The sequence below is a fragment of the Nocardia sp. CC213A genome (genome assembly GCF_030766805.1).
Classification (GTDB): domain Bacteria; phylum Actinomycetota; class Actinomycetes; order Mycobacteriales; family Mycobacteriaceae; genus Nocardia; species Nocardia otitidiscaviarum.
Window position 1 is genome coordinate 1 of the sequence record NZ_JASFXA010000017.1, and the last position, 14,471, is coordinate 14,471.

The window sequence follows — 14,471 nt, forward strand, 5'->3', positions numbered from 1 at the left end:
GGCGGGCGCGACCGCCGGAGCCACGGGTGCGGGGGCGGCCGGAGTGCTGACCGGGGTCGGTCCGGTCGCGCTCGGCGCGGTGCCGGGTACCGGATTGGCGCTCGTGCCAGGCGAATTCGCGCCCTGTCCACGCAGCCCGGACAACCCGCCGACGGACTGGTCGACCGCCCCGGAGCCCTGCGTGGCCGACGGGTTGATCTTGGACGGATCGGACAGCGCATCCTCGACCGATTGGTTGAACCGGTCGAGCTGATCGCCGACATCACCGACACCGATCTCGATGTTCATATGCGAGTCGACCCACACCCCGTCGAGGCCGACGTGCATCGAGAAGCCGGTATCGGTCGTGACGACCACACCGAAGTTCTCTCCGATGCCATCGAAAACGCCGCTGTCCACACCGTTTCCGGAATTCACGGGGCCGAAGCCGCTGCCGTTCATCCCGGGCAGGTTGAGTCCCTCGGTGCCGGGCAGCTTCAGCCCTTGCCCGAACTGGTTCCACAGCTGCTGCGGTTCGTCGAGACCGGGCATCCCGAAGCCGTGGTCGGCGTCCGGCGTTCCGAGTCCGGCCGACGGATCGAATCCGGCGGGACGCTGGAGACCCGCGGACGGGTCGAAGGCCTCGGCCGGCCGGCCCGGTCCCGTGCCGGGGTCGAGGGCGCTCGGCGGCTGCCCGATCCCCGCGGACGGGTCGTAGGCCGATTGCCCGAGCCCGGCGGACGGATCGAATCCGGTCGGCTGCCGCAGTGTCGCCGAGGGATCCCAGTCGGTGGTGGGGTTGTGCCCGTATCCCGGCACGCCGTGCTGGCCGAAATCGGTCGGGAACAGGCCCGCGTCGGTGCCGAGCTGTTCGGCGACCGGCTCGATCCCGCCGAGCAGCGGGGGCACCGACTCCGGGTCCAGTTCGGGGAAGGTGATCACGGGACTGGGTGCGTCGGGTTCCGGATCGTCGGGTTGGGCCCAGCCGACATTGCGGCTGTCGTGGGAATCGCCGGTGCGGTCGGGGCTGCCGTTGGCGGCGATGAGCGCGCCGCCGGTGACGTACGCTCCGGCCCTAGCCACGCGCGAGATCCCGGTGGCCAAGCGATACGCGGTGTCCGCGTCCTCGCCCGGACCGGCCTCGTCGTCGAAGGACTGGTCACGCGTCATACAGGCTCCGCTCTCGGGTGTTCCGGCGGCTCCGGAGCGCCCGCCGAAAATCGGATCGTTTCACACCTTATTTCTCGCAAACCGGCCTGTCACATCCTCCAGGTCATGTGAGGTGTGCACACCGATGCACCGGATAGCTTGTCATCCGCCCTATACGGACGCCAAGCCCCAGTTTTCGCCTGCTTTCGAACCTTACGAAGGTTTAAGACAGGGGCGCGGGCTGCCCACACCCTGTACCCCGGCGGCGGAACACGCAACCGCCGGAAACGCGGGTGCCCCGCCGCCCATGGGCAGCGGGGCACCGCGAGTTCGCACTACCGCGTCGGACGCGCTACTTCTTCGGCTTGTCCGAGGTCGACTCGGTGGACAGCGCCGCCACGAAGGCTTCCTGCGGCACGTCGACCCGGCCGATGGTCTTCATGCGCTTCTTGCCCTCCTTCTGCTTCTCGAGCAGTTTGCGCTTGCGCGAGATGTCGCCGCCGTAGCACTTGGCCAGCACGTCCTTGCGGATGGCGCGGATGTTCTCGCGGGCGATGACCTTGGAGCCGATGGCGGCCTGGATGGGCACCTCGAACTGCTGGCGCGGAATGAGTTCGCGCAGTTTGGTGGTCATCTTGTGCCCGTACGCCTGGGCGGCGTCCTTGTGCACGATGGCGGAGAAGGCGTCCACCGGCTCGCCCTGGAGCAGGATGTCGACCTTCACCAGCGCGGCCTGCTGCTCACCGGCCTCCTCGTAGTCGAGCGAGGCGTAGCCGCGGGTGCGCGACTTCAGCGAATCGAAGAAGTCGAAGATGATCTCGGCCATGGGCAGCGTGTACCGCATCTCCACACGGGTCTCGGACAGGTAGTCCATGCCGAGCAGTTCACCGCGCCGGCTCTGGCACAGCTCCATGATGGTGCCGATGAACTCGCTGGGCGCGATGATGGTGACCTTGGTGACCGGCTCGTAGATCTCGCGCACCTTGCCCTCCGGCCAGAAGGACGGGTTGGTGACGACGTGCTCGGTGCCGTCCTCCATGATCACGCGGTAGATCACGTTGGGCGCGGTGGAGATGAGGTCGAGGCCGAACTCGCGCTGCAACCGCTCGCGGGTGATCTCCATGTGCAGCAGGCCCAGGAAGCCGCAGCGGAAACCGAAGCCCAGCGCCACCGAGGTCTCCGGGACGTAGGTCAGCGCGGCATCATTGAGCTGCAATTTGTCCAGTGCGTCACGCAGATCCGGATAGTCGGAGCCGTCGAGCGGGTAGAGGCCGGAGTACACCATCGGCCGCGGTTCGCGATAGCCGGTGAGCGCCTCGGCGGCCCCGTCGCGCGCGGTGGTGACGGTATCGCCGACCTTCGACTGGCGGACGTCCTTCACGCCGGTGATGAGGTAGCCCACCTCGCCGACACCCAGTCCCTGGGTCGGTTTGGGTTCGGGCGACACGATGCCGATCTCCAGCAATTCGTGGGTCGCGCCGGTGGACATCATTTTGATCTTGGTGCGCGGGGTGAGCTTGCCGTCCACGACACGCACGTAGGTGACGACGCCGCGATAGGTGTCGTACACGGAGTCGAAGATCAGGGCCCGCGCGGGCGCGTCGGCCTGGCCGACCGGCGGCGGCACCTCCTGGATGACATTGTTCAACAGCTCGGTGACGCCCACGCCGGTCTTGCCGGAGACGCGCAGCACCTCGTCCGGCTCGCAGCCCACGATATGGGCGAGCTCGGCGGCGTAGCGGTCCGGATCGGCGGCCGGGAGGTCGATCTTGTTCAGGACCGGGATGATGGTCAGGTCCTTGTCCAGCGCCAGATAGAGATTGGCGAGGGTCTGCGCCTCGATGCCCTGCGCGGCGTCGACGAGCAGGATCGCGCCCTCACAGGCTTCCAGCGCCCGCGACACCTCGTAGGTGAAGTCCACGTGCCCCGGCGTGTCGATGAGGTGCAGGACGTAGTCCTCCCCGTCGACCTGCCAGGGCAGGCGCACGTTCTGGGCCTTGATGGTGATACCGCGCTCGCGCTCGATATCCATCCGGTCCAGGTACTGGGCGCGCATCTGCCGCTCCTCGACCACCCCGGTGAGTTGCAGCATGCGGTCGGCCAGCGTGGACTTGCCGTGGTCGATATGCGCGATGATGCAGAAGTTCCGGATCCGCGCGGGATCGGTGAACGTCGTGTCCGCGAAGCTTGGCACTCCACTCCTCAGGTGATCGGTGAACTGCCGTCCATCGTCCCATGGTCGGCCGATGTGACCGTGCCCCGGTCCGGTCCGGCCGGTCCACCGCCGTATCCTGCCCGGATGAGAACCCGGCCCGCCCCCGTTAAGCTGCCGACATGGCGGGCACGTGGAACGCTCTCGGAAAGCAGCTGGGTCTGATCGCGAAAGAGCAGGGCTCTCAGATCGTCAAGCGGCAGGGGCCGAAGCTCATCGGACGGGTACAGCGGTCGTCGGTGCTGTCGCGGACGATCCAGTCCCTCGGCGGTACCCGCAAGGCCCCGGGCGTGGCGGTGCGGCCGACGGCCTCGGTGGGGGTGCCGAGCACCGAACGCGCGCGGCGCATCGTCTACAGCCCCCAGCTGGACGGCCGCGCCGACCCCGGCGAGATCGTCTGGACCTGGGTCCCCTACGAGGAAGACCCCGACAACGGCAAGGACCGCCCCGTCCTGGTGGTCGGCCGCGAACGCGACACCCTGCTGGGCCTCATGCTCTCCTCCAACGCCGACCACGACCGCCACCACAACTGGGTGGGCATCGGCTCCGGCCCCTGGGACCACGCCGGCCGCGACAGCTGGGTCCGCCTCGACCGCGTCCTCGACGTCCCCGAGGCGGGCATCCGCCGCGAGGGCGCGATCCTGCCCCGCAAGACCTTCGACCGGGTGGCACACCGCCTCTGCGCCGAATTCCACTGGCACTGAAAGGCCGATCTCCACTGGCACTGAACGCCGGTGCCCCCGCTTCCGAGACGGAAACGGGGGCACGGCCGCGATCGGGTCAGCTCAGCGGATTGCGGGAGCGGCCGAAGATCAGGCCGTAGACCAGCGCGCCGAGCACCCCGCCCACCAGCGGGAACACGATGAACACCCACACCTGGGCGGCCGCGCCGTCCTGATAGAACGCCACCGCGAGGCTGCGGGCCGGGTTGACCGAGGTGTTGTCGATGGGGATCGAGATGAGGTGGATGACCGCGAGGGTGATGCCGATCGACAGGCCCGCCAGCGGGACATCGGAGATCTGGTCGGTGGAGGCCAGCACGACGAAGACCAGCAGGGCGGTCAGGATGACCTCGACGGTGATGGCGGCCGCCAGGCCGTAGCCGTTGAGGGTGATGCCCGCCAGCTCCGTGGCCGAGGGGCTGTGCGCGCCCCAGCCGTTCGCCCCGAGACCATCCTCGGCGCGGTCGTAGGAGGGTAGGTTCTGAGCGATGGCGTAGATGACCGCACCGGCGATGAGACCGCCGATGACCTGCACCAGCATGTACGCGCCCGCGACCAGGGCGGTGACCCGGCCGAGCAGGAACTGCCCGACGGTGACCGCCGGATTCACATGGCACCCGGAGATGGGTCCGATGGCGTAGACCAGGAACAGCAGGGTGAATCCGAACGCCAGCGCCACCCCGAGCGCGCCGACCCGGCTGCCCGCGAAGACCGCGGTACCGACGCCGCCCAATACCAGGACGAAGGTGCCGAAGGCCTCGGCGAACAGCTTGCGCCCGAGCGACACTTCCTCGAATTCCGTGAGATCCTCGACGACTTCCTGCGCTGTGGGAGACATCAGCCACCTTCCCGGATCGTCCCCGCCGGTCGCGGAGAACTCCTGCGTTCCGCTACATCAGGCATCAGGCATCAGGCGAGGCGGGTGATCTCCACCACGACCTCGAGATCGGTCGAACCACTACCGGAGAAGGTACCTTTCAGCGGCGGCACATCCGCGTAATCACGGCCCACCCCGATCGCGACGTGTTGCTCGGTGACCGGGATGTTGTTGGTCGGGTCGTAGCCCCACCACTGCCCGGTCCACGCCTCCACCCAGGCGTGCATCTGCCCGGCGACCGTCCGCCCCACCGCACCGGCCGGATCGGGATGCAGGTATCCCGAGACATAGCGGCTGGGAATGCCCATGCCGCGCAACAGCAGCAGGGTCAGATGCGCGTAGTCCTGGCAGACGCCGCGGCGTTCGGCGAACGCCTCCACCGCACTGGTGTGCACGGAGGTGGTCCCGGCCACGTAGGACATCTCGCCGTGCACCCATTCGGCCGCGCGCACAACGGCTTTGGCGGGCGCGACGCCGCGGGTGAGCTGCCGCGCCACCGTGCCGAGCCGCCGGTCGCACGGCACATAGCCGGTGGCGGTGAGTAGTTCGTCGTAGCGGTCGACGACGGGTTCGGACCGCAACCGCTCCCAGGGCAGTTCCTCCTCCGGGCTCACGAACGGTTCGGTCTCCACCACCGAGGAACCGGTGACCTCCAATTCCGTATGCGGGGCATGCAGATCGAAGGCGGTGACGGTGGTGCCCCAGTAGTCGACATAGCGGTAGGAGCGGGTGGAGGGCACGGTCTCCACGCGATTGAGAATGACGTTCTGCCGGCTGTCGGCGCGCGGGGTCAGCCGCGCCTCGTTGAACGACCGCATGACCGGGGCGTCGTACACGTATCCGGTGGTGTGCACCACCCGCATCCGCCAGCTCACGCTGTTTCCTCTCCGGCATGACCGGGGCGCTGCGTGGCCCACCCGTCTCCCACCGCCGCCCTCAACGGGCAGCCAGTCGGCTGGCTCGCTTCGAACATCCGCTGCCTCCTCCGCGCCTGACCGCTCATACCGGGTCCTCGATCATCCCGTCGCGATGCCCGTGCAGCCCCGTCCACGCCACCCACGACTCGGCGTGGAAGTACTGCAACGCCACCGCCTCCCCCACGTCCCGGCAGCACTGCTGCAACCACAGCAGTCGGTGGTGCAGGTCCTCCAGCAGCACGCCCGAGGGCAGGAATTCCAGTTCGCTGCGCGCCCTACCGAGCAGCCGGTGTGCCTCGTAGCGGGCGGCGAAACGGCTGCCCGGGCGCTGATCCAGTTCCTTCAGACAGGTTTCGGCCACCCGCAGCGAATGGAACACCGAGCGCGGGAAGAGCCGGTCCAGCAGGATGAATTCGGCGATGAGGGTGGCGTCGATGACGCCGCGGTGGGTGCGCAGATACGGGTCGTGCGCGCCGACCGAACGCAGCACCGTCACCCATGCCGGGGAGGAGGTGCGGTCGCCGGCGCGGGATAGCAACAGCCGCACCGTCATATCCACGCGCTCGATGGAACGACCGAGCAGCAGGAACCGGTAGCCGTCGTCGCGGCTGAGGGTGGAATCCGACAGCCCGCCGAACATGGCGGCGCGGTCGGTGATGTAGCGGCAGAACTCGTGCGGCCCCAGCGACCGGGCGGCGCGTTCGGCCGTCGCCAGGCCGTTGTAGGTGGCGTTGAGGCACTCCCACATCTCGGTGGAGGTGACCTCCCGCGCCCCACGGGCATTCGCGCGAGCCCGTGCGATGGAGTCGACGATCGACCCGTCGTTGTCGCGGTCGAACGCGACCAACTCGGTCACCGACCACACGTCGAGGTCGGTCGCGGGCGACTCGATGCCCAAGACCCGCAGGAGAACTCGCGAGGTGCGGTCCGGGTCCACGGTCGCGTCCTCGAGGAGTTGGTGGACCGTGACGTCGAGTATGCGCGCGGTGTAATCCGCGCGCTCGACGTAGCGGCCGATCCAGTACAGGGATTCGGCATTGCGCGCCAACATGTTCCGAATCACCTCACGTATTCGGTAGTCGCCCTTCGATTCGGTGCGCCGCCCGCGGCGCTGGGGACGGGCGCATCCGCTGTGCCTGCTGTTGTTGCTGCTGTTGCTGATTGCGGACCGGCGCGGTCTCGGGGGACTGGTCACGCTCTCGGTCGATGGCCAGCTCACCCACCAGCTCGGTGCCCGCGAGCTCGCGTTGCTCCCCGGAGGTGCGCGGGGCCAGCACCCAGGTGTCCTTGCTGCCGCCGCCCTGGCTGGAGTTCACCACCAGGGAGCCGTCCGGCAGCGCCACCCGCGTCAATCCGCCCGGCAGCACCCAGATGTCGTCACCGTCGTTGACCGCGAAGGGGCGCAGGTCCACGTGCCGCGGCAGCAGCTGGTCGCCGATCTTGGCGGGCACCGTGGACAGCTGCACCACCGGCTGCGCGATCCAGCCGCGCGGATCGGCGCGGATCTTGCGGCGCGCCCCCTCCAGTTCCTTGGCGGTGGCGTCGGGTCCGATGACGATGCCGTAGCCGCCGGAACCCTCGACCGGTTTCACCACCAGTTCCGCGATGCGGTCCAGCACCTCGTCGCATTCGGACTCCTCCCAGCAGCGGTAGGAGTCCACGTTCGGCAGCACCGGCCGCTCGCCCAGGTAGTACTCGATGAGGTCGGGCACGTAGGTGTAGATGAGTTTGTCGTCGCCGACGCCGTTGCCGACCGCATTGGCCAGCACCACGGTTCCGGCGCGGGCGGCGTTGAGAATGCCCGCCACCCCGAGCATGGAGTCGGGCCGGAACTGCATGGGGTCGAGGAAGGGGTCGTCGATGCGGCGGTAGACGACGTCCACCTGCCGCTCCCCCGCCGTGGTGCGCATGTACACCACATTGTCGCGGCAGAACAGGTCGCGGCCCTCGACCAGTTCCACCCCCATCTGCCGGGCCAGCAGCGAATGCTCGAAGTAGGCGGAGTTGTAGACACCGGGGGTGAGCACCACCACGGTCGGATCGGCCTCGTTCGGCGCGGCGGCGGCGCGCAGGGCGCGCAGCAGATGCGTCGGATAGTCGCCGACCGCGCGCACCCGGTGCGAGGCGAACAGGTCCGGGAAGACTCGCGCCATGGTGCGGCGGTTCTCCATCACGTACGAGACCCCGGACGGGGAGCGCAGATTGTCCTCGAGTACCCGGAAGTCACCGCGTTCGTCGCGGACCAGATCGATGCCGGCGACGTGGATGCGCACGCCGTTGGGCGGCACCAGCCCGGCCGCCTCGCGATGGAAGTGCCGACAGGAGGTGACGAGGCGTTTGGGCACCACCCGGTCGCGCAGCACCGTCTGCTCGCCGTAGACGTCGGCCAGGAATGCCTCCAGGGCCCGCACCCGCTGTTTGATGCCGCGCTCGAGTTTGGTCCACTCGGTGGCGGCTATCACCCTCGGCCCCAGGTCGAGCGGGAACGGCCGCTCCTGTCCGGACAGCGAGAAGGTGATGCCCTGGTCGACGAAGGCGCGGGCCAGCGCCTCGGCCCGCCCGGCCAGATCGGCCACGTCGATCTCCGAGAGTGCCGCGAAGATCCCCCGGTAGGCGGCGCGGGCGCGGTCGCCGTCGAACATCTCGTCGTAGGCGCGGTCGTATTTGCCCGGCCGGTAGCCCTCGAACACCCCCACGGCGTCGACTCCCACGGCGCGGCCGACTTCGGCGCGGCCGATCGGTGGAGCGGCCGCGGCCGAACGCGCGGCAGCGGCGGGAGTCATGCAAAAATAGTCCATCACGCGGGAGCAACACGCAGGTGGACGCGGGTAAATTTCTTGCATCTTCCGCGATCCGGTCGGTTTCGAACCGTGATCGGCGAGCGGGCCGATTTCGTCCGGCGGTACGCCGCCTGGTAACCTCGATCGTCGGTGCTGCGCTACAGGTAGTAGTGCGCGCCCCGCAGACTTTTGCATCCCGCGTAAACCACCAAGCGAAGGAACACGAGGAAACAGGCGTGGCCAACATCAAGTCCCAGATGAAGCGGATCCGCACCAACGAGTTGGCGCGGCAGCGCAACCAGTCGGTCAAGTCCGCGCTGCGCACTTCGATCCGCAAGTTCCGCGAGGCCGCCGCGCAGGGCGACAAGGACCAGGCCCTGACCCTGCTGCGCTCGGCCAGCAAGAGCCTCGACAAGGCCGCCTCGAAGGGCGTCATCCACGCCAACCAGGCCGCCAACAAGAAGTCGGCGCTGTCGCTGGCGTTCAACAAGCTCGGCTGATTCACCCCGGCGTACCGCCGACTGATACACCCCGGCGTACCGCCGGAAACGCTTACGCATAGCCGCCGTGGCCACGACGACCACGGCGGCTTTTGTCGTGCCCGCGCCGCCGCCGGCCGTCGACGCGGATTCGCCGCCGGTGTGCCGGCCTCGAAACGCCCATCGGTAAGCTCGGCATTCGTGCATACGACGGGTCGCCGCAAGTTGGGGGTGATGGGCGGCACCTTCGACCCCATCCACCATGGGCATCTGGTTGCCGCGAGTGAGGTCGCGCATCGGTTCGAGCTGGACGAGGTCGTCTTCGTGCCGACCGGGCAGCCGTGGCAGAAGGCGGGCAAGAAGGTCAGCCCGGCCGAGGACCGGTATCTGATGACGGTGATCGCCACGGCGTCCAATCCGCGGTTCTCCGTGAGTCGGGCCGATATCGATCGCGGCAAGATGACGTATACCGTGGATACCCTGCGCGACCTGCGGGAACAACACCCGGACGCGGATATCTACTTCATCACCGGTGCTGACGCGCTGGCGAACATCCTGACATGGCAGGATTGGGCGGAGTTGTTCGAGTTGGCGCGATTCGTGGGCGTGAGCCGGCCGGGGTACGAATTGAATGTCGATCATCTGGCCGAACACCTTCGCGACTACCCCGCCGACGCGGTCACCATGATCGAGATCCCGGCCCTGGCGATCTCGTCGAGTGAGTGCCGGAAGCGGGCCGGGGAGGGGCGTCCGGTGTGGTACCTGGTGCCGGACGGTGTTGTGCAGTACATATCCAAACGGCATCTGTACGTGCCGGAGAACGGGAAGGTTGCAGGGTGAGCGCATCGGTCGAGGCACTGGAGATGGCGCAGGTCGCCGCGCGGGCGGCGGACGAGAAGCTGGCGTCCGATGTGTTGGTGCTGGATGTTTCCGAGCAGCTGGTGATCACCGACTGCTTCGTGATCGCGTCCGCGCCGAACGAGCGGCAGGTCAACGCGATCGTCGACAATGTCGAGGAGAAGCTGCGGGAGGCCGGGCGCAAGCCGGTGCGCCGCGAAGGCACCCGCGAGGGGCGTTGGGCGCTGCTCGACTACTCCGATGTGGTGATCCACATCCAGCACAATGACGAACGCGACTTCTACGGCCTCGACCGGCTGTGGAAGGACTGCCCGCAGGTGCCGGTGGAGGGTATCGGCGACGGCGCGGCCCGGTCCGAGCGCTCGGCCGATGAGAACGAGGCCGGGGACGACGAGTGAGCAAACTTGCCGGGGTACGCCGGTTGATCATGTTGCGGCACGGGCAGACCGAATGGAACGCCTCCGATCGCATGCAGGGCCAGATCGACACCGAACTCAGTGAGCTCGGCCGCCGCCAGGCCAAGGACATCGCCCGCGACCTATCCGACTGCGGCGCCATCCGCATCGTCTCCTCGGACCTCAAACGCGCCCACGACACCGCCCTCGCGGTCGGTGACAGCATCGGCCTGCCGGTGACCACCGACCCGCGGCTGCGCGAGACCAGCCTCGGCGAATGGGAGGGCCTGACCCATATCGAGGTCGACGCCATGGCTCCGGGTGCGCGCGTCGCCTGGCGCATGGACGCCACGTGGACCCCGCCCGGCGGCGAATCCAAACTCGAGGTCGGCCGCCGCGCCCTGCCCGTGGTGCACGAACTGTTCACCGAGCGGGCGGATTGGCCGGGTCGTACCATCATCCTGGTCGCGCACGGCGGGCTCATCGCGGCGCTGACCGCGGCTGTGCTCGACCTGCCGCCCCAGAACTGGCCTGCCCTCGGCGGGCTCGCCAATACCAGTTGGGTGCAGCTGAGCAGCCACGGTCCGAGCCTCGAGCAGCCCGGGTGGCGACTCGATGTGTGGAACGCGGCGGCGAAGGTAGCTCCTGATGTCCTCTGAGTTGGACGGTGTTTCCGGCGAACGGCAGGTATCCGACGAACTGCTGCGGCGGGCGTCGGAGGTGCAGCAGGTCCGGCATCTGCCGGACGCGCTGCTCGGCGCACCCGCGCCCGCGCCGGAGCCCGATACCGGCGGCGAGCGGCCGGTGCTGCTCGTCATCGCCGACTCGCTGGCCTACTTCGGCCCGCAGGGCGGACTGCCCGCCGACCATCCCCGGATCTGGCCCAACCTGGTTGGAGCCGAACTGGATTGGGATGTGGAGCTGGTGGCGCGCATCGGCTGGACCTGCCGCGACGCCTACTGGGCGCTGATCGGCGATCCGCGGGTGTGGGCCGCCGTGCCACGGGCCGCGGCAGTGGTGTTCGCCACCGGCGGCATGGATTCGCTGCCCTCCCCGCTGCCGACCGCGGCACGCGAGCTGATCCGCTACATCCGGCCGCCGTTCCTGCGACGACAGGTGCGCACCGGATACAACTGGTTGCAGCCCAAGCTGTCGCACCTCGGCTACCCGGTGGCACTGCCGCCGTCGGTGAGCGTGGACTACCTGGAGCAGGCGCGAAACGCGTTGGCGCAGTTGCGGCCCGATCTACCGGTGGTGGGAACGCTGCCGTCGGTGCACGATTGCGAGGCGTACGGACGAGTGCACCGCGGGCGCGATCCGCAGGTGCGCGCCACCCGGGCCTGGGCCGCGAAACACGATGTGCCGCTGGTCGATCTCGGGGAGGCGGTGCGCGACAACATCTTCTCCGGCGACGCCAATCCCGATGGCATCCACTGGGGTTGGGCGGGGCACGACGCCGTAGCGCGGGCCATGGTGAAGGTGCTGTCGGAGCTGCGGTCCAGCGAGGTTCGCACTGCATGACCGTGGTGGTTGTGACCGACTCGTCGGCCAGTCTGCCCGCCGACCTCGTCGCCGACCTCGGCGTGCTCACCGTCCCACTGCACGTACTGGTGGATGATCGCCAGTTCCGGGACGGGGTGGACGAATTCGATATCGACTACGGTTCGTCGGCGGTGACCACCTCGGCGGCGTCGCCGGGGGAACTGCGCGAGGCGTACGAGCGGGCGCTCGAACTCAGCGCGGGTGACGGCGTTGTGGCCGTGCACCTTTCGCGGCAGCTGTCGGGGACCTGGGAGGCCGGTCGGCAGGCGATCCGGGATATGGACGCCGCAAACCGGGTGCGGTTGGTGGATTCGCTCAGCGCCGGACTGGGCACCGGGCTGACGGTGCTGGCGGCGGCGCGGCGGGCCCGCGACGGTGGATCGCTGGACGTGGTGTACGACGCGGCGGTGGCGACCTCGGTGCGGGGACGGGCGTTCATCGTGGTCAATCGCACCGAACAGCTGCGGCGAGGCGGCCGATTGTCCAGTGCGGCGGCATTTTTCGGGACCGAACTGGTGACCAAGCCGATCCTGCAGATCGTCGACGGCCGGATCGAACTGCGGGAGAAGGCCCGGACCCGGTCCAAGGCGATCACCAAACTGGTGGCGGCGGCGGTGGACGCGGCGGGCGAGGACGGAGCCGCGGTGGCCGTGCAGCATCTGGGAGCCGAGGAGGCCGCCACCACGGTGGTCGAGCAGCTGCGCGAACTCATTCCCGGGATTCGGGAAATGATCGTGACCGAATTCGGGCCGACGCTCGGGGTACATCTCGGCATGGGGGCCGTGGGTGCCCTGGTCGTCCCCGGCGGGTGCGGCTGAACCGCGGTTCTCCACAACCCCTGAGCTATCCACAGACTTTCCGCAAGCCCAGGTCGGAGCGGTTGGGCCGAGACGCGGCGGCCATACCGTGGCCGCATGTCGCACATCGATGAAAGTACGCAGGTCCGCAGACGACTCGATACGCTGAGCGGACCCGAACCACCCCGCTCCGGGCGCTGGGACGAGAACGACCTGGAACCCGACGGGCGCGCGGGGGTCTGGCACGAGCGGCTGGTGCCCGAACGCCTGCGGGGAACGCGGTGGGACCCGGGACAGCGCGGGGTGCTGGCGCTGGCCGGGGTGGGGTTGCTCGCGGTATTGATCGCGGGGGCGATGGCGCTGCGCGACGGGCCGGTGACGCAGGCGGTGCCGCCTGTCGCGGCGGTGCGGACCGAGGTGGTGGCGAGTGGGGTACCGGGCACGCCGCACGGTGCGACGGGCGCTGGGAGCGGGGCGCAGAATACTGGACCGGGCGCCTCGAACGGCGGGACCGGAGCGCTCGGGGCTGAGCCAGGTGCAACGGGGACCGGTCCCGGTGCCTCGAATACAGGGCCGGGCACAGCGGGGGCCGGGCCGAATGCAGCCGGTGCCACACCAGGAGCGATGGGGGTTGCGTCCGGAGCGGCGGGTGCCGGTCCGATGGGCAGTGGTGCGCACGGACCCGTCGATCCCGGACTGGCCGCACCACCCGGCACGGACGGCCCGACCGGCAGCAACGGCCACTCGGCCAGCGGGGTAGTCGTCGTGAGCGTCGTCGGCCTCGTCGAACGCGGTGGGCTGCTGCGCTTTCCGACCGGTGCGCGCGTGGCCGACGCCTTGGCCGCGGCCGCACCCCGCCGGGACGCGGACCTGTCCGGCCTGAACCTCGCCCAGTATCTGTCCGACGGCGACCAGATCGTCATCGGCCGCGCCGGACCGAATCCCACTGCCCCGCAAGCGGGCAGCAGCATCGTCGGCGCGCAGGCGCAGCACCCCGACACGCCCCGCACTCCCTCCGGCGCACCCCGCCCCACCGGCAAGGCCACCATCGTGAACCTCAACACCGCCACCGAGGCCGAACTCGACGCCCTCCCCGGCATCGGACCGGTGACGGCCAAGGCGATCATCGCCTGGCGCACCGAACACGGCCGCTTCGGCTCCGTCGACCAGCTCGCCGACGTCCAGGGCATCGGACCGTCCCGGCTCGAACGGCTGCGCGGGCTGGTGACGGTATGAGCGGCCCGCCCGACGACGAGGCGAGACCGCCAGAGGCAGCCACGACCCCGTCGACCGCGTCCACAGCGGCCACGACCCCGACAGCAACGGCTTCGACAACCACGACTTCGACTGTGGTGCCGCCGGAGGCCACGGTTCCGGCAACTGCGGCCCAGGCGGCAACCGACGTAGCTCTGGTTACCACGACTCCGACGGGTGCGACCCAGACGGATAGACCTACAACGCTTCCGACTCCAGCGGCTGAAGCTATGACGTCCCCGGCGCCGACTGCTACGGCTGCGACACCCGGGACTCCGGCTCCGGCTGCCACGGCTGCGGGGCCTGCCACGGCTGCGGGGCCTGCCACGGCTGCGGGGCCTGCCACGGCTGCGGGGCCTGCCACGGCTGCGGGGCCTGCCACGGCTGCGGGGGCTGCTGCGGCTGCGGGGGCTGCGGGGGCGCCGGAAGCTGCGGGAATTGCGGAAGCAGCGGGAACAGCGGCTCGGCGGGGTGGGGGTCGAGGTGCGACGGCGGCGGCATCGGACCGGT

General features: G+C 69.2%; 15 protein-coding genes. 8 read left to right on the top strand and 7 right to left on the bottom strand.

The window, feature by feature from the left end:
• Together QJS31_RS26790 and lepA are read right to left on the bottom strand one after the other, a co-directional pair.
• Positions 1-1,149, bottom strand: a 1,149-nt coding sequence (locus QJS31_RS26790) for a hypothetical protein (RefSeq protein ID WP_372341818.1), incomplete at its 3' end; no start/stop codon positions are given.
• Between the two features lie 331 nt (positions 1,150-1,480).
• Positions 1,481-3,322 carry a translation elongation factor 4 gene (gene lepA / locus QJS31_RS26795; RefSeq protein WP_306358029.1) on the bottom strand — a complete coding sequence of 614 codons (1,842 nt, stop codon included), beginning with the start codon at positions 3,320-3,322 and terminating at the stop codon, positions 1,481-1,483.
• 140 nt (positions 3,323-3,462) lie between these two features.
• On the opposite strand from lepA, the gene QJS31_RS26800 reads away from it, so the two are divergent.
• Entirely contained in the window at positions 3,463-4,044 is a 582-nt protein-coding gene (locus QJS31_RS26800; protein WP_029927266.1) for a type II toxin-antitoxin system PemK/MazF family toxin, read from the top strand.
• Positions 4,045-4,120: 76 nt separating this feature from the next.
• Here the strand turns inward: QJS31_RS26800 and QJS31_RS26805 are convergent, their stop codons facing one another.
• The 4 genes from QJS31_RS26805 to QJS31_RS26820 all read right to left on the bottom strand — a co-directional run bounded on the left by QJS31_RS26805 (position 4,121) and on the right by QJS31_RS26820 (position 8,498).
• Complete coding sequence (locus QJS31_RS26805) at positions 4,121-4,900, bottom strand: aquaporin (RefSeq protein ID WP_029927264.1); 780 nt, start codon at positions 4,898-4,900, stop codon at positions 4,121-4,123.
• Between the two features lie 71 nt (positions 4,901-4,971).
• Positions 4,972-5,802 (bottom strand): transglutaminase family protein, encoded by an 831-nt coding sequence (locus tag QJS31_RS26810; protein WP_306358085.1) that lies wholly within the window; start codon positions 5,800-5,802, stop codon positions 4,972-4,974.
• Positions 5,803-5,938: 136 nt separating this feature from the next.
• Entirely contained in the window at positions 5,939-6,907 is a 969-nt protein-coding gene (locus tag QJS31_RS26815) for an alpha-E domain-containing protein (protein ID WP_282777154.1), read from the bottom strand.
• Between the two features lie 13 nt (positions 6,908-6,920).
• Positions 6,921-8,498 carry a circularly permuted type 2 ATP-grasp protein gene (locus QJS31_RS26820; protein ID WP_306358086.1) on the bottom strand — a complete coding sequence of 526 codons (1,578 nt, stop codon included), beginning with the start codon at positions 8,496-8,498 and terminating at the stop codon, positions 6,921-6,923.
• A 374-nt stretch (positions 8,499-8,872) separates the two neighbouring features.
• On the opposite strand from QJS31_RS26820, the gene rpsT reads away from it, so the two are divergent.
• The 7 genes from rpsT to QJS31_RS26855 all read left to right on the top strand — a co-directional run bounded on the left by rpsT (position 8,873) and on the right by QJS31_RS26855 (position 13,943).
• Entirely contained in the window at positions 8,873-9,136 is a 264-nt protein-coding gene (rpsT, locus tag QJS31_RS26825) for a 30S ribosomal protein S20 (protein WP_029927256.1), read from the top strand.
• A 180-nt stretch (positions 9,137-9,316) separates the two neighbouring features.
• Positions 9,317-9,955: a nicotinate-nucleotide adenylyltransferase gene (gene nadD, locus QJS31_RS26830; protein WP_085996362.1), complete on the top strand. Its 639-nt coding sequence runs from the start codon at positions 9,317-9,319 to the stop codon at positions 9,953-9,955.
• Positions 9,952-10,371, top strand: coding sequence for a ribosome silencing factor (gene rsfS / locus QJS31_RS26835; protein ID WP_195121900.1), 420 nt, complete (start codon positions 9,952-9,954; stop codon positions 10,369-10,371). Before nadD ends, rsfS begins: the two co-directional genes overlap by 4 nt.
• Positions 10,372-10,400: 29 nt before the next feature.
• A complete protein-coding gene (locus QJS31_RS26840; protein WP_039811415.1) occupies positions 10,401-11,027 on the top strand; it encodes a histidine phosphatase family protein in 627 nt (208 codons plus the stop codon).
• Positions 11,017-11,889, top strand: coding sequence for a diglucosylglycerate octanoyltransferase (octT, locus tag QJS31_RS26845; RefSeq protein ID WP_282777158.1), 873 nt, complete (start codon positions 11,017-11,019; stop codon positions 11,887-11,889). The genes QJS31_RS26840 and octT overlap by 11 nt, the downstream gene beginning before the upstream one ends.
• Entirely contained in the window at positions 11,886-12,728 is an 843-nt protein-coding gene (locus QJS31_RS26850; RefSeq protein WP_306358030.1) for a DegV family protein, read from the top strand. Before octT ends, QJS31_RS26850 begins: the two co-directional genes overlap by 4 nt.
• A gap of 96 nt (positions 12,729-12,824) precedes the next feature.
• A complete protein-coding gene (locus QJS31_RS26855) occupies positions 12,825-13,943 on the top strand; it encodes a ComEA family DNA-binding protein (RefSeq protein WP_306358031.1) in 1,119 nt (372 codons plus the stop codon).
• Between the two features lie 270 nt (positions 13,944-14,213).
• On the opposite strand, the gene QJS31_RS26860 is transcribed toward QJS31_RS26855, so the two are convergent.
• Positions 14,214-14,462 carry a hypothetical protein gene (locus tag QJS31_RS26860; protein ID WP_306358032.1) on the bottom strand — a complete coding sequence of 83 codons (249 nt, stop codon included), beginning with the start codon at positions 14,460-14,462 and terminating at the stop codon, positions 14,214-14,216.
• Positions 14,463-14,471 lie beyond the last annotated feature (9 nt).